The following is an 18,922-nucleotide window of genomic DNA, read 5'->3' as shown; positions in this document are numbered from 1 at the left end:
GCGCGGCGACGGAGGGAGACACCATGACCGAACCGATCCTGCGCATGTCGGGGATCTCCAAGTCGTTCAACGGCATCCCGGCCCTCGCCGACGTCTCGATCGACGTGTACCGCGGAGAGGTGCACGCGATCTGCGGCGAGAACGGCGCGGGGAAGTCGACGCTGATGAAGGTGCTGAGCGGCGTCTACCCCGCCGGCAGCTTCGACGGGACGATCACCCTCGAGGGGGAGCCGGTCGCGTTCCGCTCGATCAACGACAGCGAGGCCGCCGGCATCGTCATCATCCACCAGGAGCTGGCGCTCAGCCCCTACCTCTCGATCGCCGAGAACATCTTCCTCGGCAACGAGAAGGCCAAGCGCGGTGTCATCGACTGGAACGCCACCAACACCGCCGCCGCCGAACTTCTCAAGCGCGTCGGTCTGCGCGAGAACCCGGCGACCAAGATCTACGAGCTCGGCGTCGGCAAGCAGCAGCTCGTCGAGATCGCGAAGGCGCTGGCCAAGGAGGTCAAGCTCCTCATCCTCGACGAGCCCACCGCCGCCCTCAACGACGACGACTCCGCGCACCTGCTCGACCTCATCGACCAGCTGCGCGATCAGGGGATCACCTGCATCATCATCAGCCACAAGCTGAAGGAGGTGCTGCGCATCGCCGACCGCATCACGATCATCCGCGACGGCCGGACGATCGAGACGATGCTGCGCGACGACCCCGACACCGACGAGGGCCGCATCATCCGCGCGATGGTCGGCCGCGACCTCAATAGCCTCTTCCCCCCGCGCGAACCCGACATCGGCGAGGAGCTGTTCCGCGTCGAGCACTGGACGGTCCACCACCCCGTCGACACCGAGCGTGTGGTCATCGACGACGCGTCCTTCATGGTGCGCGCGGGCGAGATCGTCGGCTTCGCCGGCCTCATGGGCGCCGGCCGCACCGAGCTCGCGATGAGCATCTTCGGGCGCATGTACGGCACCGGGATCTCCGGCGAGGTCTACAAGAGCGGCGAGCAGATCGACGTGCGGACCGTGGATGCCGCGATCAAGAACGGCATCGCGTACGCCACCGAGGACCGCAAGAAGTACGGTCTCAACCTCATCGGCGACATCCAGGTCAACGTCTCGGCATCCGCCCTCGCGCGCCTCGCGCGCCTCGGCGTCGTCGACCGGTACCGCGAGTACAAGGTCGCCGACTCGTACCGCTACAAGATGAACATCAAGGCGCCCAGCGTCGCCGCGATCACCGGACGCCTCTCCGGCGGGAACCAGCAGAAGGTCGTCCTGTCGAAGTGGATGTTCACCGGACCCGACGTGCTGATCCTCGACGAGCCGACCCGCGGCATCGACGTCGGGGCGAAGTACGAGATCTACGGAATCATCAACGAACTCGCGGCCCAGGGTAAGGCCGTCATCGTCATCTCGTCGGAGCTGCCCGAGGTCATCGGCCTCTCCGACCGCATCTACACCATCTCCGAGGGACGCATCACGGCCGAGGTCAGCCGAGCGGATGCCACCCAGGAGACGCTCATGCGGCACATGACCGCCGGAAGGAACTGACAGCAATGGCCACCGCATCCACTCAGACGGTCGAAGCGCCGACGCAACCCGGGCCCCGCCGCCGCGGCCTGCTCGCGCGCATCAACTTCCGGCAGTTCGGCATCCTCGCCGCGCTGGTCATCATCATCGTGCTGTTCCAGGTGCTCACCGGCGGACGTCTGCTGCTCCCGGGCAACGTCAACAACCTCATCCAGCAGAACGCCTACGTGCTGATCCTCGCGATCGGCATGGTCATGGTCATCATCGCCGGCCACATCGACCTCTCGGTCGGGTCGGTGGTCGCCATGGTCGGCGCGATCGCGGCGATCGCGATGAACCAATGGGGTCTGCCCTGGTACATCGCCGTTCTCCTGTCGCTCATCGTCGGTGCCGTCGTCGGCGCGTGGCAGGGCTTCTGGGTCGCGTTCGTCGGCATACCCGCGTTCATCGTGACCCTCGCGGGCATGCTGCTGTTCCGCGGCCTTACGCTGGTGCTCCTCACCGGCGGCACGATCAGCGGTCTGCCCGACGGCTTCACCGCGATCGGTGCCGGGTGGCTCCCGCCGGTGCTCGGCTACGTCGGCAACTGGGACAGCCTGACCCTCGTGCTCGGTGCTCTCGCGAGCGTCCTGCTCATCGCCCAGCAGCTGCGCACCCGCGCGACGCTGCGCCGCCTCGAGCTGCCCCGCGAGGTGGCGTGGTCGTTCTGGCTGAAGAACGCGATCGCGGTCATCGTGATCATGGCCGCGGCCTTCACGCTCGCGACCTACAACGGCACCCCGATCGTGCTCATCATCCTCGCGGTCCTCGTGCTGGCGTACACGTTCGTGCTGAACCGCACGACCTTCGGCCGTCACATCTACGCGATGGGTGGCAACCTGTTCGCCGCCGTGATGAGTGGTGTGAAGACGAAGTGGGTCAACTTCTTCATCTTCGTGAACATGGGCGTCCTCGCCGGCCTCGCCGCGGTGGTCAGCACCGCCCGTGCCGGTGGTGCCGTCGCCGCGGCCGGTCAGAACTACGAACTGGATGCCATCGCGGCGGTGTTCATCGGCGGCGCCGCCGTCCAGGGCGGTATCGGTACCGTCGTCGGCGCGGTCGTCGGTGGTCTGGTGATGGGTGTGCTCAACATGGGCCTCTCCATCCTCAGCGTCGACGCGGCCTGGCAGATGGCGATCAAGGGCATCGTGCTGCTCCTGGCCGTCGCGTTCGACATCTTCAACAAGCGACGCAACGGCGGTGTCTGATCGGGTGGGGAGCGCGGCCTCGCGTCGCGCTCCCCACACCGGCCGTAACCGGGACTCGGGCGATGCGACAATGGTGGAGGTGCTCCCCTCATGACCCCTGCCGTGTTCGAGCCCGCGACGCCGCTCGCACCACCCGCAGGTCGTACGACGAACGACCTGATCCGTCAGCAGAACCTCGCGTCCGTCCTGTCGTTGCTGCATCTGCGGGGAGCGCTCTCACGCGCGCAGCTCGGCGCCACCATCGGCCTCAACCGCTCGACGGTCACGGGCCTGGTCATGGAGCTGACCGAACTGGGACTCGTCCGCGAGGTCGCGGCCGGTGAGCGCACCGGCAAGGTCGGCCGCCCGACGCTCGACATCGAGCCCGAGGACCACGTCGCCGCGCTGAGCGTCCGCGCCGAACCGCACGCCGTGACCGTGGCCCTCGTCGGGCTCGGCGGTGTCGTGCACGCGCGGCTCCGACACGACACGGCGACCGCCCCGTCGCCCCGCCGCTTCGTGCAGATCGTCGCGTCGTCCGTCGAGGCGATGCGCGCTGACATCGACCGGCACTACCGCGTGGTCGGTGCGGGTCTCGCGGTTCCCGGGCTCGTCAACGCCAACGGCTCGGTGCTGGTGTCGCCGACCCTCGGGTGGCGGCGCGACCCGGTGGCCGCGCGTCTGAGTGACGAGCTCGGCATCCCGGTCTCCGCCGGAAACGACGCGAGCATCGGAGCCCTGGCCGAGTCGCGGTTCGGTGTCGGCGTCGGCGTCTCGAACCTGCTGTACCTCGGCGGCGCGATGCACAGCATCGGCGGGGGCCTCATCATCGACGGCACGCTGCTGCGCGGAACCTCCGGCTACGCCGGCGAACTCGGCCACACCGTGATCGACCCGCGCGGGCGCGCGTGCGTGTGCGGACGGCATGGATGCCTCGAGGCCGAGGTCCGGCTCGACCTGCTGGAGCCGCTGCTCGGACGCCGGAAGCTCGACGAGGACGAGCTCGACGTCGAGCTCGGCGTCGCCCGCGATCCGCGCGTGCTGGCCGAGGTCACGCGCCAGGTCGAGGCCCTGTCGCTCGCGCTGACGAACTTCGTCAACGCCTTCAGCCCCGAGACCGTGGTGCTCTCCGGATACCTGGGCGCGCTGCTCTCGGTGAGCCGCGAGCGCCTGGCCGAGGCCGTGCGCGTGCACCCGCTCGGCGCCGAGGGCCGCACGATCCGCCTGGAGCGCGCGCTCCTCCGCTCGCGCTTGATGCTCATCGGCCCCGCCGAGCTGGCGTTCGCCGACCTGCTGGCGAATCCTGCGGGTTTCCGCGGCTGACTCTGCTGGCGGGGCTCTGGCGGCTGTGTGCTGCCCCCGCGGGGGTTGCGCCTGCCTCGGTTGCGCCTTCCGTCGGAGTGTCTCCCGCCGGGATTGCCCCCCCCCCCCCCCCCCCCCCCGCTGCCCTACACGTTGAGTGTCCAAGACACGCGGACGCCGCGCGGTCCGGTCCGCGTGTCTTGGACACCGAACCGGTCGGCGGGCCGCGCGCCGACGCCGGCCTCGCCCCGGATCGAAAGTCGCCGTTCACCGAGGCGTCGCCTCGCGGGGCTAGTCTCTCCGCGGCGTTCGCTACCCGGGTGGATGCCAGGGGAGGGCCCGCGTGGATCTCGACGCCGGCCGCGGTCGTTCGTGGTCATCCGTCTTCGCCGCCGTGCTGGCGGCGCTCTTCGTCGGGATCGCCGCCGTCCTCGTCGTGTCGGCGCAGGCCGCCGGCCGTGAGCGCCCGCTCGAGGAGCGCATCGCCGCCCCGGCCACCGCGGAGATCGCGGCGACGGTGACGACGGATGCCACGTCCACCGCTGAGGTGAGCGAGGTGCCGGCGCCGGATCCCGCCCCGGCGGGCGCGCCCCCGGCCGCCGCGCCCCCGGCCGCCCAGCTCTTCACCGCCGATGCGACCTGGAGCGCGCGGATCGCCGCAGCCACCGGCATCCCGGAACGCGCCCTCCGTGCGTACGCGTCGGCCGCGCTGACCCTCAAGGCCGAGCAGCCCTCGTGCGGACTGGGCTGGAACACCCTCGCGGGGATCGGGGCCATCGAGTCGGCCCACGGGACGCACTCGGGCGGTCATCTCGACGAGGCCGGGTACCCGCAGCCCGCGATCCGCGGCATCCCGCTCGACGGCAGCGCGAGCGCCGCGATCGCGGACACCGACGGGGGACGTTGGGATGGGGATGCCGCGTGGGACCGCGCCGTGGGGCCGTTGCAATTCATCCCCGCGACGTGGCAGCGGTGGGGAGCCGACGGCAACGGCGACGGCGTGGCCGACCCGAACCAGATCGACGACGCCGCGCTCGCCGCGGGCCGCTACCTGTGCGCCGCCGGCGAGATGACGAGCGCCTCCGGCTGGCGGCGGGCGATCTTCTCGTACAACCACCTCGACAGCTACGTCGACGACGTCGCGGCCATGGCCAACACCTACGCCGCACGCGCCGCCGGCTGAACGACCCCCACGGGTTCCGCGAGACTGCAGGCGCCTGACAACTCCGGTGCAGGCTGCAGTGGAGATGTCGGCCGGATGCAGTCTCGCGTCGTCGGGACGGAACGCCGGTCAGCCGCGCAGCACCACGTTCTCGGGCTCCTCGCCCGCGAGGAAGTGCTCGATCTGCCGGCGGACGAGCCGCGCGATCCGGGGACGCATCGCCCCGGTGGCACCGCCGACGTGCGGCGCGATGAGCACGCCCTCGAGGGCCCACAGCGGGTGGTCGGCGGGCAGCGGCTCGGGGTCGGTGACGTCCAGCGCCGCACGGATGCGCCCCCGCTGCACGTGGTCGACGAGGGCGTCGGTGTCGATCACGGGGCCGCGGCCGACGTTCACGACGAGCGCTCCGTCGGGGAGGGCCGACAGCGCGGCGTCGTCGACGAGGTGCTGCGTCCTGTCACCGCCGGGAAGCGAGACGATCAGCACGTCGGTCGCCGTGAGCACGTCGTACAGCTCGCCGAGGGGGAGGACCTCGACGTCGTCCTGCAGTCGCCCGTGCGACGCGACCGCGCGCAGCTCGACCTCGAAGGGCTTCAGCCGCGCGGCGATGGCGCGGCCGACACCGCCGAAGCCGAGCAGGGTGACGCGGGCGTCGGCGAGGCCCGGCGTCCACTTCCCCTTCCAGACGGCGCGGTCCTGCGCGCGGACGAAGTCGGGCAGCGCGCGCTGGGCCGCGAGGGCCAGGGCGACGGCGAGCTCGGCGGTCGCCGTCTCGTGCACGCTCGTGGCGTTGGCGAACACGATGCCCTCGGGCAGGCGGCCCTCGACGTTGTCGTAGCCGATCGACTGGCCCTGCACGAGCCGGGTGGACACCTCGGCCAACCGCGCGATGACGCCGTCCATCGACATGTAGGGCGGAACCACGATGTCGATGTGGGGCCGGGGCGCGGCATCCGTCATGTCCCAGACGAGCACCTCCACGCCCTCCGGGAGGGGCTGCAGATCGTCGCGGAGCTGGGCGGTGGGCACGGACACGATCAGCGAGGAAGTCACCCGGCCCACGCTACCCGCGGGTCCGGCGACCGCGGCCGCTCCCGAAACTGTACGGAAGAATGCCGTACACTGTCCCCATGGGCACATCCCCGAAGGACGCACGGATTGAGCTCCGTGTCACCGCCGCTCAGAAAGAGGCCATCGAAAGCGCCGCCGCAATCTCCGGGCGGACGGTCACCGCGTTCTCCACCGAGGTCCTCACCGAACGCGCGCAGGAAGTCATCCAGCAGGATCGTCGGCTGCGCGTGGATGCCGAGGCCTTCGACGCCTTCCAGTCGGTGATGGACCGCCCGCCCCGGTCCGTCGATGGTCTCCGGAACCTCCTCACGCGGACGAGCGTCTTCGTCGACGGTGACTGAGTTCCTGACCCCTCGGCCCATCGCGGCGGGGGACAAGCTCTCGGAATTCCGGTCGGGGGAAGACGTGCTCGACGTGTGGCTCCGCACGCGCGCACGCAGCAACGAGAAGACCGGCGCCTCTCGGACGAGCGTGTCGGTGACGCGGGGCGAGCAGCGGGTCGCGGGGTACTACTGCCTCTCCTCCAGCTCGCTCGAACGCGAGGACGGTCCCGCGGAGCTCACCGCCCGGATGCCGTCGAGCGTTCCGGTGGTCCTGCTGGGTCGACTCGCGATCGACCGGGAGTTCCACGGGATGGGCCTGGGCTTCTCGCTCCTGCAGCATGCGACGCTGAGGGCGCTCGAGGCCGCCGAGACCATCGGCATCCGTGCGATTCTCGTCCACGCCCTCGGCGAGAACGTCGTGCCGTTCTACGAGAAGTTCGGCTTCACGCGGTTCCCCGGGCAGAGTCGCACTCTCTACCTGCTGACCAAGGACGCACGCGCAACACTCGGCGAGCTCTGACGCTCACCGCCCCTCGGTTCAGCCGGCAACCTCCGCCGGCACCGGCCGCCGCCCGATGTGCACGCCGACCGGGACGTCGTAGGCGAGGTACTCCGCCATCAGCGCGTCGGCGTCGCGGGTGAACAGCCGTCGCGACAGCGCCGCGGCGAGCTTTGTCGCGCCCCCGACGAGCCCCGGGATCTGGTGGCTGAGCATGCCCTGGCTGATCCGCGCGCCGTGGTTGAACATGTGGATGCGCGACAGCGCCGACCCCGCCGCCGTACTCCGGCTGACGAGGCCGAAGTCGTCGTCGAGGTACGGGAACGCGGCGAGCCCGGGGTTCTCCGCCACCTGCGCCGGGGTGAGGCGATCGCTCCAGAGCGTGGCATCCGGAGCCACCGTCGACAGCTCCGGGCGACGCGAGAGATCCGCCACGATCCCGGTCGCGGCGATGACGACGTCATACCGATGGATGCCATGCGGCGTCGTCACGACGACGTCGGTGCCGTCCCACTCGACGGACTGCCACGGCGACGACGTCAGGAAACGGAAGCCGTCGAAGGCGTGCGCACGCCAGATCGCGTTCTGCGTCGCGGGCTGGTCGACGGCGGAGAGGTGCACGTTGAACGTCCACTTCTGCGCGTCGGTGAGCGAGCCGTAGTTCTCGATGAGGCCCGAGAACTCCATCCACCGGTAGGGGCTGACCTGCGGCATCGCGGGGCGCCGCATGTGCACGTCGACCGCGGCCGCCCCGTGCTCGAGCGCGGTGGCGGCGTTGTCGAACGCACCCGTGCCGGCGCCCAGGATGCCGATGCGCTGCCCGGCGAGGGCGGCGAAGTCGATCGCGTCGTGGGTGTGGTGCACGCGGTCGGCGGGGAGTCCGTCGAGCAGCGCCGGCACGTACCGCCCGCCCGCGCCCTCGATGCCGGTGGCGAGGACGATGTGCCGGGCGAGGAGCACCCAGGAGCCGTCGGGTCCCTCGAGGTGCAGGCGCAGGGGGCCGTCAGCATCCGGCGGGGTTATCGACGTGACGGCGGTGGAACCGACGACCTCGATGCCGGCGACCGTGCGGTACCACTGCAGGAACCCCTGCCACGCGACGGTCGGGAAGAAGGCGATGTCGTCCCACGCCGCCTCGCCGTACACGGCCTCGAACCACGCGCGCGGACTCACCGCCGGCACGCCCCACGTCGGCCACGCGATGTCTTTCGGGGTGCGCAGCGTGTGCATGCGGGCGTATGTGGTCCACGGTCCGGTCGCGTCGACCGGGGCAGCGTCGAGCACGACGACGTCCTCGATCCCGCGGCGGCGGAGGCCCCGGGCGAGCACGAGCCCGGCCTGTCCGCCGCCCACGATCACGACCGGGTGTTCGCCGTCGCGTTCGCCGACCCACGACCGTCCGTCGCCGGCGCTGAGCGCTTCCTGGTGCGCGGCCTCGCGTTCGAGGGCGGCCAGGCGGGCGCCCGCGTCGGCGAGCGGGGTGAGCGCGCTCACTCGACGACGACGCGCACGCCGTAGGCGTCGTCGAGCCGGAAGTTGTGGTGATCGGTGACGTTCGTGTCGTCGAGCTCGAGATTCACGAAGTCCATGCTCGGCTCGGCGAAGAACGGTCCCGCGTGCCACGTGCCCTTGAGCATCGTGATCGCGGTGCGCGGCGGGATACGGAACGCCCGCAGATCGTCGAGCGTCGGCTCGTCGATGCCCGCGGGCGCGACGGCGATCGTCCACTCGACGTCGCCGACGGCCATGAGCGTCTGGGTCGTCTCGAGGTGCCGCGTGACCCGGACGAACTCGGGCGTCTTGTCGTCGAGCGACATGAGATAGAAGCGCGGGATGCCACCGGACACGTCGAGCACGGCCTCCTCCGACGTGAAGGGGGTGCCGTCGGCCATGGGCGTCAGGATGACGCCGAACGGGGCGAAGTTCTCAGCGGTGACCGTCGCGGCGGTCAGCGAGTGGGCGGGAAGCGTCTCGGTCATACCCCGACCGTATACCTGTCAGACAAGTTGAAGGCCTGCTTGTCGGACACGTTCACGACCTCGTTACGCCCCCGAAACGCTCCGATCGTGGCGCACCCGCCGGATCAGCGCGTTGCGCAGTCCCGCCGGCGCCGACACCTGCACCTCACGCGACCAGTACCCCACGTCGTCGCCCGTCCCGTACCCGCAGTAGGTCATCTCGACCACCGGGATCCCCGCTGCCGCGTCCAGCAGTCCGGCGCGCTCGGCGTCCAGGCTGACCGCGTCGACCCACAGCGTCTCCCACGCGACCCGGATGCCATTGGCCGCCTCCGCGAGGTCGAAGACCGGACGTTCGGGGTCCAGGTCGACCTCGCGCGCCAGCGGGACGAGATCCTCCGCGAGCGCGTAGGGCACCCCGTCGACCCGCCACATCTTCACGGTGCGGAAGACCCGCGTCCCGTCGGGAAGGTCGTCGAAGCGTGCGGGGTCTCCGCCCTGGAGCACGCGGACCCCGGATGCCACGACCTCGAGCCGCGGCTCGTACCCGGCGCCGCGGATCGAGAGGGAGTGGTCGAACTGCTCGTCGATGCGGCGGCCGACGTCGGGCAGGCGACGGTTCGGGGTCGTGCGCGTGCCCTGCGTGCGGTGCACGTACCCGCGCTCCTCGAGTCGGACGAGCGCTTCGCGCACCGACGCGCGAGACGCCCCCGTCAGTTCGGCGAGCCGTGGCTCAGAGGGGAGCGTCTCGAGGTCGCCGCTCCAGAGGGCGAGGATCCGGTCGATGACGGCATCCTGGTCGGTCGCACCTGTCGTGCCGCGCGGAGTCACGAGAACACGGTACCCGGGCGGGTCAGTCGTCCGGACGCTGCAGCAGCTCGACGGCATCCTCTCGACTCGAGACCCCGAGCTTGCTGTAGATCGACCGCACCTGGGACTTCACGGTGTTGAGCGAGACGTTGCGGGCGCGCGCGATGTCGGACAGGCCGAGGTTCGAGGTCAGCAGGTACGCGAGTTCGCGCTCGGTCGTCGTGAGAACGGCGAACGCTCCCGATCCCTTGGATCGTGCGGCGATCATTGGGAGCATCTGCCGCATGATCGTGACCGTCGGGCCGAGGTCGGGGGTGTGTTCCGCGACGAGGTCGAGCAGGCGTTCGGTGTCGTCGAGAGGAATCATCAGGAACGGCGTCACCGAGCCGCCGGTACGACCGATCAGCCGCACCACGGACTCCATGCTCTGCACGGCTCGTCTCTCGCTTCCGAGCCGGAGGAAGGCGACGGCCCGGCGGGTCAGCAGCGGCGTGAGGGTGCGGAGGCAGTGCTCGTCGAGCAGCGTGACGCACGCGTTTGTGCTGTCGATGACCTCGCGTTCGCGACCCATTTGGAGCAGGATTCCCGCACGCTGCATCGGAAAGCAGACCGCGTGCCCCGGATGCGTGACGGCGGTCGAGAGGACGGTCAGCGCTTCGTCGTATTCGCCCTGGCCAGCGAGCATGTCGGCGTGCAACCCGAGGAGAAGGTCTCGCGTGATACGGAAACTGCGGGTCCGTCCCGAGCCGTGGAGGAGCTGCCTGCTCTCCGCGAGCCCGGCGGTGAAGTCCCTCTCGATCAGCATGATCGTCACGCGGATCATCGAGACGCTGAAGCGCCAATAGGGGTCGTCGGGCTGCGCCCGATGCAGCTCGTCCGCGATCTCGCGCAAATGATCCAGGTCCGCGCTGCTCACCGCGACCAGTCCGTCGCCGAGGAGCAGGCAGTGCGAGGTGTCGGCGTGTGGCCACCCCTGGTCGGTGAAGAGGGTTCGGGCCTCCTCCACGGCCTGCGCCGCCGCGGGGTATTCGGCGTTGAGGGCGAGGTTCAGCGCTTGAACGCTCAAGGCTCGGTAGCGCTGCGCGGGAGTCTCGGCGAACAACAGGGCTTCGGCGGCGTAGTGCCCCCCGATCTGCGGCCACCCGATCGCGGCGCAGTACTCCGCAACGCTGGCGAAGAGCCCCGAGCGGACCGGGCCCGAGAGGGCGGCGGGGCGGACGAGCCGACCGGTGTCGAAGTAGCGCTCGACCAACTCGAGGCCCGCGCCGAGTGCGTCATTCCGCCCTCGGGCCACCAGCATGGCGGAGAGGAGCGTTGCCCGCGTATCGGTCCACACCAGCGGCGCCGGCCCGGGATCCGCCTCCGCCAACAGGGACAAGTGCCGGGCCAGGGGCTGCCCGTGTCCCGGCTCCAGTCGCAGAGCCGTGTGGGCGGCCGCTGCGCGCAGGGCAACGCTGGGCTCGATGGAACCAGTGGAATCGCTCATGTGACCTCCGCCGGACGAGCGAAATCCGCAGCGGAAGCGTGCACGGCGATCGCGTCGTGGATTGACAGACACCCAGGACGGGCGGTCGGACGCGGTTTCGGGTTCGCGGGCGGCCGCTGGAACCGCCTACCCCCGGGAAACGATTCCATTCACGAGGATATGACAAATGTCCAGCTTTCGCCCGCGCCGTTACCCCGAAATGGGGACGGTCGTCACCCGCGGGCGGGTGTGGAGGAGGGGCCTTACGCGGCCGCGGCGACCACGGCGGAGATCGCCGACGTGAAGAAGCCCAGGCCATCGACACCGGAGCGCATCGCGGCGGAGGTGCCGGGGCCGAAGCCGGGTTCGACGGCGTGCTCCGGGTGCGGCATGAGGCCGACGACGTTGCCGCGATCGTTCGTGAGACCCGCGATGTCGTCGAGCGAGCCGTTCGGGTTGACGCCCAGATACCGGAACGCGACGAGGCCCTCACCGTTCACGCGGGCGAGGGTCTCGGCATCCGCGATGTATCCGCCGTCGGCGTTCTTCAGCGGGATGACGATCTCGTCACCCTCGTCGAAGGCGCTGGTCCACGCCGTGGAGGCGTTCTCGACGCGCAAGCGCTGGTCACGGCGGATGAACTGCTGGTGGGCGTTGCGGATCAGGCCGCCGGGCAGCAGGTGCGCCTCGACGAGCATCTGGAAGCCGTTGCAGATGCCGAGGATCGGCATGCCCTTGGCGGCGGCATCCTTCACCTCGGCCATGATCGGCGCGAACGCGGCGATCGCGCCGGCGCGCAGGTAGTCGCCGTAGCTGAAGCCGCCGGGGAGGACGAGGGCGTCGACTCCGCGCAGGTCGTGCTCCCCGTGCCACAGGGCGACGGGCTCGGCGCCCGCGAGGCGGATCGCGCGCTGCGCGTCGCGGTCGTCCAGCGACCCCGGGAAGGTGATGACCCCGATGCGCGTCGTCACTCGACGACCTCGATGTTCACGACGTCCTCGATCACGGCGTTCGAGAGCATCTCGTCGGCGAGCTCACGGGCGCGGGCCAGCGTGGCCTCGTCGACCTCGCCCTCGACGGTGAGCTCGAAGCGCTTGCCGATCCGCACGTCCGAGAAGCGGTTCTCGCCCAGTCGGGACAGGGCGCCGGCGACGGCCTTTCCCTGGGGGTCGAGAAGCTCGGCCTTGGGCATGACGTCGACGACGATGGTGGGCATTCCAGCTCCAGGTGTCGGAAGGGCAATGGATGCCATTCTACGCAGGCGCCCGACCCGACTCCGGTTCTGTGCGGACGCACCGCGGACGCTGCTCGATCGGCGCTCGCGGCGGCGCGCGTAGGGTGGCCGCGTGGAGATCCTGCGTGTGCCGCTGAGCGGCGACGTCATCCGGTCCATCGTGGCGACGGCTCGCACCCGCACGGAGTATTTCTCGGTCGTCTTCGATGCGGACGTGGAGGCCATCAACCGCGCCGCGCGGCGGGAGATCCTCCCCACCGAGCACTTCGCGGTGATCCCCGATGCCGGGATCGAGATGCCTTATACGGCGCAGCGCGAGGACGTACCAGGGGCCATGCTCGGAGAGCGGACGTTCCGCGGCATGTCCGACGAGGCGATCACGATCTGGGATGCCGTTATACCCGAGTCCGCGCGAGCCGATCCCGTCGCATGGTTCGACGGCAACGAGCTGCGCGACCCGCCTCCGCCGATCCGGATGGACGCGACGCACCTCGACGCGTTGCCGGATGCCGAGTTCTGGTCGGTGATCGACGAGCTCGGTGGCCGCCTGTGGGCGCGGACCATCGACGCGGAGGCGGCGCGATTGGCATCCGCCCCCGAGGGGGTCATCCTGCGTTGGGCGCAGACCGCGGGCGAGAAGGCGGCCGCCATCGCGGACGCGCTGGCGCGCGCCGGCGTCGCGCCGTCCTGGCAGATCAACGCGATCGGCGCGGTCCTGGGAAAGGGGCAGCGCGCGTACGACGCGGTTCTCGCGCGACCGGAGGAGTTCGAGCGCGGATGGATGACGGACGGATCGCCGCAGGTCATCTGGCTGGCCGACCAGGCCCTCGCGCGGAAGGCCGGCCGGAAAGTCCATATCGTGACGGCGTTCACGGCGCGACAGCGCGAGATCGCCGCCGAAGCGGCTCAGGAAGTGGCGGCATATCAGCGCGAGAACGGTGTCGAGCCCAGACCCCGCGAGCCCGGCTTCCGTGCCGCGCGCGCGGTGGTCGAGGTGTCGGGGGTCGTGAGGGAGCGGATCGTTCTCGTGCCGGACGGGAGCGCCATGGACGACGCGGCGCTCGTCGCCCTGACCGCCGACGGCGGTGCCGTGATCGCCGGACCGGAGTTCGCGAACCAGCAGGGAATCGGCCTGTGGGGCGGTGAAGCCTTCGTCATCAAGAGGCGGACGAGCATCGCTTTCGACGAGTACGTGCGGCGCTACGTGACCTTCCCCGAACGCTGACGCGCCTGCCGGCCGGCGCGCGGCGACCGCCCGCTGCGTCCCGCGGCGGTTCGTGGGAGCGCTCTCTTGACACTTTGGGAGCGATCCCATAACGTCGTGCGAGATCGGTGAGAGCGCTCCCACGATTCAGAGGTCGAGGGGCGTCGCGCACAGGAGCACACCGATTCATCCACCACGAAGGAGTGTTCTGTGAAATCACGTGTCCTGCGTCGTGCCGCGGTCGTCGCGGCCGTCGCCTCCACCTCCGCCCTCGTCCTCGCCGGGTGTTCCGGCAGCGGGAGCACCGCATCGCCCGACGGCGACGTCACCCTCACCATCGCGACGTTCAACGACTTCGGGTACACCGACGCGCTCCTGCAGGAGTACATGGACGCGCACCCGAACGTGAAGATCGTCCACAACAAGGCGGCGACGAGCAACGACGCCCGCGAGAACTACTTCCAGAAGCTGGGCAAGACCGGCCTCGCCGACATCGAGGCCATCGAGGTCGACTGGCTGCCCGAGGTCATGCAGTACGCCGACCTCCTCGCCCCGGTTCCGGACGACCTGAAGAGCCGCTGGCTCGACTACAAGGTGAAGGCCGCCACGAGCCCCGACGGCCACCTCATCGGCTACGGCACCGACATCGGTCCCGAGGGCGTCTGCTACCGCTCCGACCTCTTCGCCGCCGCGGGCCTGCCCACCGACCGCGCCGAGGTCGCGAAGCTCCTGCAGGGCGACTGGTCCACCTACTTCGCGCTGGGCGACAAGTACGTCGCGGCTACCGGCAAGGCGTTCTTCGACTCCGCCGGCGGCACGTACCAGGGCGCGATCAACCAGGTCGAGGCCGCGTACGAGAACCCCGACAACGGCGAGATCACCGCGACGAAGAACCCCGAGGTCAAGAAGATCTACGACCAGGTCCTCAAGGCCAGCGCGACGCAGTCGGCGCACCTCGGCCAGTGGTCCGACGACTGGTTCGCGGGTCTGTCCAACGGCGCGTTCGCCACGATGCTCTGCCCCGGCTGGATGCTCGGCGTCATCTCCGGCAACGCCCCGGACGTCAAGGGCTGGGACATCGCCAACGTCTTCCCCGGCGGCGCCGGCAACTGGGGTGGGTCGTACCTGACCGTCCCCGCCAACGGCAAGAACGTCCAGGCCGCGCAGGAGCTCGCCGACTGGCTGACGAGCCCCGAGACGCAGGTCAAGGCGTTCGAGAACGCGGGCACGTTCCCGAGCCAGAGCGACGCGCTGAAGGCGGACACGCTGCTCAGCAGCACCAACGAGTACTTCAACAACGCGCCGGTCGGCGAACTCCTCTCCGAGCGTGCGCAGGCCGTGAAGGTCTCGCCGTACAAGGGGAAGTTCTACTTCCAGATCAACGACGCCATGCAGAAGGCGCTGACCCGTGTCGAGGACGGCACGCAGAACGCGACCGACTCGTGGCAGCAGTGGGCGACTGAGGTCGACGCCCTGTCCTGACCCCAGCGAACGGATGCCAGGGGCTGCGGCTTCGCGCTCCTGGCATCCGTCGCCCGTCCCCCTTCTCGCGTGAGAGGTCAGAATTTGTCGCTTCTGCCCCGTCGCAGGCGACAAATTCTGACCCCTCACGCGGCAGAAACGGAGCACAGACCGTGACCAGCACACTCGAACGCCCCACGGGGGACGCGGCGCCGGAAGCGCGCGCCCGCGAGCCCCGGCGGGTGGGCTTCAGCAAGCGCCGCAGCGCGTGGGACCTGAAGCTCTCGCCGTACCTCTACATCTCGCCGTTCTTCATCCTGTTCGCGATCACCGGGCTCTTCCCGATCGCGTACACCGCGGTGATCTCGTTCATGGACTGGGATCTGGTCCGCAATTCGGGGCACTTCATCGGCTTCGACCAGTACGCGTGGGTGCTCAGCCAGCCGAAGTTCTGGATCGCCCTGCGCAACACCTTCAGCATCTTCCTGCTGTCGAGCGTCCCGCAGCTGATCCTCGCGATCTTCATCGCCGCGATGCTCGACCAGAACATCCGCGCCAAGACGTTCTGGCGCATGAGCGTCCTGATCCCCTACGTCATGGCGCCCGTGGCCGTGGCCCTGATCTTCAGCAACATGTTCGGCGACCAGTACGGCGTCGTGAACACCACGCTGCAGAGCCTCGGTCTCCCCGCCGTCCCGTGGCACTCGGACGCCTTCGCCAGCCACATCGCGATTGCCACGATGGTCAACTTCCGCTGGACGGGCTACAACACCCTCATCCTGCTCGCGGCCATGCAGGCCGTGCCGCGCGAGTACTACGAGGCCGCGACCGTCGACGGCGCCGGCAAGCTGCGGCAGTTCTTCTCGATCACGCTCCCGAGCCTCAAGCCCACGCTGATCTTCGTCATCATCACCTCGACGATCGGGGGCCTGCAGATCTTCGACGAGCCGCGCATGTACGACCAGTACGGCACCGGTGGCGCGGACAACCAGTGGCTCACCGTGACGCTCTGGCTCTACAACGTCGGCTGGGGCGAGTGGAACTTCGGCCGCGCCGCGGCGCTCGCCTGGATCCTGTTCCTCATCATCCTGGCCATCGGCGTCATCAACCTGTTCATCACCCGCTCCGTCGTGCGCGACGAGGGTCGCCGCGATGCGCGGTCCCGTCGCGAGATCCGCGCCCAGGCGCGTGCCGCGAAGAAGGACCTGGAACGGGATGCCACGACCCCGCGCACCCGCACCGCCAGAGAGGAGGCGGGCCGATGACCGCCGTCAACGCCGCCCCCGTCCCGATCGCCGACCCCGATCTGCCGGCTCCGCGGCGCCGCCGCCCCGTGCGCGGCTCCCGCCCCGGGTGGTTCGTGTACGCCGCGCTCGGCGCGGTGCTGCTCGCGAGCGTGTTCCCCTTCTACTGGTCGCTGCTCATCGGGTCGGGCGACTCGTCCACGATCCGCGACGCGAACCGGTCGTGGCTCCCCGGGGGCAACTTCTTCGCCAACGCCGCCGCCGTGATCGGCGACCCCGCGGTCAACTTCTGGCCCGCGCTGATCAACTCGATCATCAGTTCCGGGTTGATCGCGGCATCCGTCGTCTTCTTCTCCACCCTCGCGGGGTGGGCGTTCGCGAAGCTGAAGTTCCGCGGAGGACCGTGGCTGCTCGTCTTCGTCGTGGCGACGATGGCCGTGCCGACGCAGCTGGGCGTCGTGCCGCTGTACATCCTGTTCAGCGAGCTCGGGTGGACCGGGCAGCTCGGCGCGATCATCATTCCGGCGCTCACCAGTGCGTTCGGCGTGTTCTGGATGACGCAGTACCTGCGTCAGGCGGTGCCCGACGAACTCATCGAGGCGGCGCGCGTCGACGGCGCCAGCTCGTTCCGCACGTTCCTCACGGTGGGGGTGCCCGCGGCGCGGCCCGCCGCGGCGATGCTCGCGCTGTTCACGTTCGTGAGCGCGTGGAACAACTTCTTCTGGCCGTTCATCGTGCTCGATCGCCAGAACCCGACGCTGCCGGTGGCGCTCTCGCTGCTGCAGTCCAACTACTTCGTCGACTACTCCATCGTGCTCGCGGGCGTGCTGCTGTCGACGATCCCGCTGCTGCTGCTGTTCGTCTTCGCGGGCAAGCAGCTGGTCAGTGGCATCATGCAAGGGGCGGTCAAGGGATGACGCTTGCGCCCACGGAAGGAACCCGACACATGTCCCATTCCCGAGCCTTTCCCGAGGGCTTCCTCTTCGGTGCGGCGACCGCCGCGTACCAGATCGAGGGAGCCGCGTTCGAGGACGGGCGCACGGCCTCGATCTGGGACGCTTTCAGCCGGGTCCCCGACGCGGTGATCAACGCCGACAACGGCGACGTCGCGTGCGACCACTACCACCGCTACGCCGGCGACGTGCAGGTCATGAAGAGCCTCGGCCTGCAGACCTACCGCTTCTCGACCTCGTGGTCGCGCGTGCGACCCGACGGCGGCGCGCTCAACCCGAAGGGTGTCGACTTCTACAAGAGGCTCGTCGACGAACTCCTGGATGCCGGCATCCTCCCGTGGCTGACCCTGTACCACTGGGATCTTCCCCAGGCCCTGCAGGACCGCGGCGGCTGGACCGTCCGCGAGACGAGCGACCTCTTCACCGAGTACGCGCTCGACATGCACGACGCCCTCGGCGACCGCGTGAACGTGTGGACGACGCTCAACGAGCCGTGGTGCTCGTCGTTCCTCAGCTACACCGCCGGTGCCCACGCGCCCGGCCACTACTCGCAGGCCGAGGGCATGCTCGCCGCGCACCACCTGCTGCTCGGGCACGGCCAGACCGTCCGCGAGCTGCGCGCCCGTGACGCCTCGCTCAACCTCGGGCTCACGCTGAACCTGACCGTCGCGGATGCCGTCGACCCGAAGAACTCCGCCGACCTCGACGCCGCGCGGCGCATCGATGGGCAGTTCAACCGTTGGTTCCTCGACCCGGTGTTCCGGGGCAGCTACCCGTCCGACATCATCCAGGACTTCCGGAACGTGGATGCCGACGCCGTGCGGCGCTGGCAGGAGGCCGTCCAGCCGGGCGACCTCGAGGTCATTTCGACCCCCATCGACACGCTGGGCGTGAACTACTACCACGGCGAGTTCGTCGGCGGCACGCCGCCGCTCGTGAACCCGCCCGGGGGAGACGCTCCGACGGTGCGTCCGATCGCGTCGCCGTTCCCCGCGCACGCGAACCTGTACTGGCACGAGCGGGGCCTGCCCCGCACGACGATGGGCTGGGAGGTCCAGCCGGAGGCCCTCACGGGTCTGCTCGAGCGCGTGAGCACCGAGTACACCGCCGAGACCGGCGTCGCGCTGTACATCACCGAGAACGGCGCCGCGTACGACGACGTGCCCGTGGCGGAGGACGGCGAGACGCGCATCCACGACATCGAGCGGGTGGAGTTCGTCGAGGCCCATCTCGCGGCGATCCTGGATGCCATCGACAAGGGCATCGACGTCCGTGGCTACTTCTATTGGTCGCTGCTGGACAACTTCGAGTGGGCCTGGGGTTACGACAAGCGGTTCGGCATCGTGCACGTCGACTACGCGACGCAGGTGCGGTCCGTGAAGGACTCGGGCCTGGCTTACGCCCGCGTGATCGCGGACCGGGCGCTCGCTGTGGCCCCGGCCGACGCGCTGCCTGCGGCCTGACGCACCACGACGGTG

18 protein-coding genes are annotated in these 18,922 nt (G+C 69.8%); 11 read left to right on the top strand and 7 right to left on the bottom strand.

Annotated features, from left to right (window positions below; translation table 11 throughout):
* Positions 1-23 precede the first annotated feature (23 nt).
* From mmsA to RKD05_RS04845, 4 genes are all read left to right on the top strand, one after another.
* Complete coding sequence (gene mmsA / locus RKD05_RS04860; RefSeq protein ID WP_424708391.1) at positions 24-1,553, top strand: multiple monosaccharide ABC transporter ATP-binding protein; 1,530 nt, start codon at positions 24-26, stop codon at positions 1,551-1,553.
* 5 nt (positions 1,554-1,558) lie between these two features.
* Positions 1,559-2,779, top strand: coding sequence for a multiple monosaccharide ABC transporter permease (gene mmsB, locus RKD05_RS04855; protein WP_424708390.1), 1,221 nt, complete (start codon positions 1,559-1,561; stop codon positions 2,777-2,779).
* A gap of 90 nt (positions 2,780-2,869) precedes the next feature.
* The gene (locus RKD05_RS04850) at positions 2,870-4,081 is read left to right on the top strand and encodes an ROK family protein (protein ID WP_022878648.1); all 1,212 of its coding nucleotides are present in this window, start codon (positions 2,870-2,872) and stop codon (positions 4,079-4,081) included.
* A gap of 322 nt (positions 4,082-4,403) precedes the next feature.
* Complete coding sequence (locus RKD05_RS04845) at positions 4,404-5,243, top strand: lytic transglycosylase domain-containing protein (RefSeq protein ID WP_424708388.1); 840 nt, start codon at positions 4,404-4,406, stop codon at positions 5,241-5,243.
* Positions 5,244-5,351: 108 nt separating this feature from the next.
* Here the strand turns inward: RKD05_RS04845 and RKD05_RS04840 are convergent, their stop codons facing one another.
* Positions 5,352-6,275 (bottom strand): NAD(P)-dependent oxidoreductase, encoded by a 924-nt coding sequence (locus RKD05_RS04840; RefSeq protein ID WP_424708386.1) that lies wholly within the window; start codon positions 6,273-6,275, stop codon positions 5,352-5,354.
* A 77-nt stretch (positions 6,276-6,352) separates the two neighbouring features.
* Between RKD05_RS04840 and RKD05_RS04835 the strand changes: the two genes are divergently transcribed.
* Positions 6,353-6,634 (top strand): DUF1778 domain-containing protein, encoded by a 282-nt coding sequence (locus RKD05_RS04835; protein ID WP_424708384.1) that lies wholly within the window; start codon positions 6,353-6,355, stop codon positions 6,632-6,634.
* Positions 6,627-7,136, top strand: a complete 510-nt coding sequence (locus RKD05_RS04830; protein WP_424708383.1) for a GNAT family N-acetyltransferase — start codon at positions 6,627-6,629, stop codon at positions 7,134-7,136. The genes RKD05_RS04835 and RKD05_RS04830 overlap by 8 nt, the downstream gene beginning before the upstream one ends.
* A gap of 18 nt (positions 7,137-7,154) precedes the next feature.
* On the opposite strand, the gene RKD05_RS04825 is transcribed toward RKD05_RS04830, so the two are convergent.
* The 6 genes from RKD05_RS04825 to purS form a co-directional block, all read right to left on the bottom strand.
* Positions 7,155-8,609 carry an FAD-dependent oxidoreductase gene (locus RKD05_RS04825; RefSeq protein ID WP_424708382.1) on the bottom strand — a complete coding sequence of 485 codons (1,455 nt, stop codon included), beginning with the start codon at positions 8,607-8,609 and terminating at the stop codon, positions 7,155-7,157.
* Positions 8,606-9,094, bottom strand: a complete 489-nt coding sequence (locus RKD05_RS04820) for an ureidoglycolate lyase (RefSeq protein WP_424708381.1) — start codon at positions 9,092-9,094, stop codon at positions 8,606-8,608. Before RKD05_RS04820 ends, RKD05_RS04825 begins: the two co-directional genes overlap by 4 nt.
* Positions 9,095-9,157: 63 nt before the next feature.
* The gene (locus RKD05_RS04815) at positions 9,158-9,904 is read right to left on the bottom strand and encodes a GntR family transcriptional regulator (protein ID WP_424708379.1); all 747 of its coding nucleotides are present in this window, start codon (positions 9,902-9,904) and stop codon (positions 9,158-9,160) included.
* Between the two features lie 22 nt (positions 9,905-9,926).
* Positions 9,927-11,369, bottom strand: a complete 1,443-nt coding sequence (locus tag RKD05_RS04810) for a response regulator transcription factor (RefSeq protein ID WP_424708378.1) — start codon at positions 11,367-11,369, stop codon at positions 9,927-9,929.
* 242 nt (positions 11,370-11,611) lie between these two features.
* Positions 11,612-12,319: a phosphoribosylformylglycinamidine synthase subunit PurQ gene (purQ, locus tag RKD05_RS04805; protein WP_424708376.1), complete on the bottom strand. Its 708-nt coding sequence runs from the start codon at positions 12,317-12,319 to the stop codon at positions 11,612-11,614.
* The gene (purS, locus tag RKD05_RS04800; RefSeq protein WP_022878640.1) at positions 12,316-12,564 is read right to left on the bottom strand and encodes a phosphoribosylformylglycinamidine synthase subunit PurS; all 249 of its coding nucleotides are present in this window, start codon (positions 12,562-12,564) and stop codon (positions 12,316-12,318) included. Before purS ends, purQ begins: the two co-directional genes overlap by 4 nt.
* A gap of 130 nt (positions 12,565-12,694) precedes the next feature.
* On the opposite strand from purS, the gene RKD05_RS04795 reads away from it, so the two are divergent.
* From RKD05_RS04795 to RKD05_RS04775, 5 genes are all read left to right on the top strand, one after another.
* Complete coding sequence (locus tag RKD05_RS04795; protein WP_424708375.1) at positions 12,695-13,807, top strand: hypothetical protein; 1,113 nt, start codon at positions 12,695-12,697, stop codon at positions 13,805-13,807.
* 189 nt (positions 13,808-13,996) lie between these two features.
* Positions 13,997-15,268: an extracellular solute-binding protein gene (locus RKD05_RS04790; protein ID WP_424708374.1), complete on the top strand. Its 1,272-nt coding sequence runs from the start codon at positions 13,997-13,999 to the stop codon at positions 15,266-15,268.
* Between the two features lie 152 nt (positions 15,269-15,420).
* On the top strand, positions 15,421-16,512 hold the full coding sequence (locus RKD05_RS04785) for a carbohydrate ABC transporter permease (protein WP_424708373.1): 1,092 nt from the start codon (positions 15,421-15,423) through the stop codon (positions 16,510-16,512).
* Positions 16,509-17,408 (top strand): carbohydrate ABC transporter permease, encoded by a 900-nt coding sequence (locus tag RKD05_RS04780; protein ID WP_424708372.1) that lies wholly within the window; start codon positions 16,509-16,511, stop codon positions 17,406-17,408. The genes RKD05_RS04785 and RKD05_RS04780 overlap by 4 nt, the downstream gene beginning before the upstream one ends.
* A 29-nt stretch (positions 17,409-17,437) precedes the next feature.
* Complete coding sequence (locus RKD05_RS04775) at positions 17,438-18,907, top strand: glycoside hydrolase family 1 protein (RefSeq protein ID WP_424708371.1); 1,470 nt, start codon at positions 17,438-17,440, stop codon at positions 18,905-18,907.
* The last annotated feature ends 15 nt before the right edge of the window (positions 18,908-18,922 follow it).

Source organism: Microbacterium sp. SLBN-111 (assembly GCF_049739645.1).
GTDB lineage: Bacteria > Actinomycetota > Actinomycetes > Actinomycetales > Microbacteriaceae > Microbacterium.
This window is presented reverse-complemented; position numbering and strand designations above follow the sequence as displayed.

Bases quoted from the DNA above. Each gene is read 5' to 3' on its own strand.
- RKD05_RS04835 (WP_424708384.1), top strand. From the start codon at position 6,353: ATGGGCACATCCCCGAAGGACGCACGGATTGAGCTCCGTGTCACCGCC.
- mmsB (WP_424708390.1), top strand. From the start codon at position 1,559: ATGGCCACCGCATCCACTCAGACGGTCGAAGCGCCGACGCAACCCGGG.
- RKD05_RS04810 (WP_424708378.1), bottom strand. From the start codon at position 11,369: ATGAGCGATTCCACTGGTTCCATCGAGCCCAGCGTTGCCCTGCGCGCA.
- RKD05_RS04820 (WP_424708381.1), bottom strand. From the start codon at position 9,094: ATGACCGAGACGCTTCCCGCCCACTCGCTGACCGCCGCGACGGTCACC.
- RKD05_RS04775 (WP_424708371.1), top strand. From the start codon at position 17,438: ATGTCCCATTCCCGAGCCTTTCCCGAGGGCTTCCTCTTCGGTGCGGCG.
- purS (WP_022878640.1), bottom strand. From the start codon at position 12,564: ATGCCCACCATCGTCGTCGACGTCATGCCCAAGGCCGAGCTTCTCGAC.
- RKD05_RS04780 (WP_424708372.1), top strand. From the start codon at position 16,509: ATGACCGCCGTCAACGCCGCCCCCGTCCCGATCGCCGACCCCGATCTG.
- mmsA (WP_424708391.1), top strand. From the start codon at position 24: ATGACCGAACCGATCCTGCGCATGTCGGGGATCTCCAAGTCGTTCAAC.
- RKD05_RS04850 (WP_022878648.1), top strand. From the start codon at position 2,870: ATGACCCCTGCCGTGTTCGAGCCCGCGACGCCGCTCGCACCACCCGCA.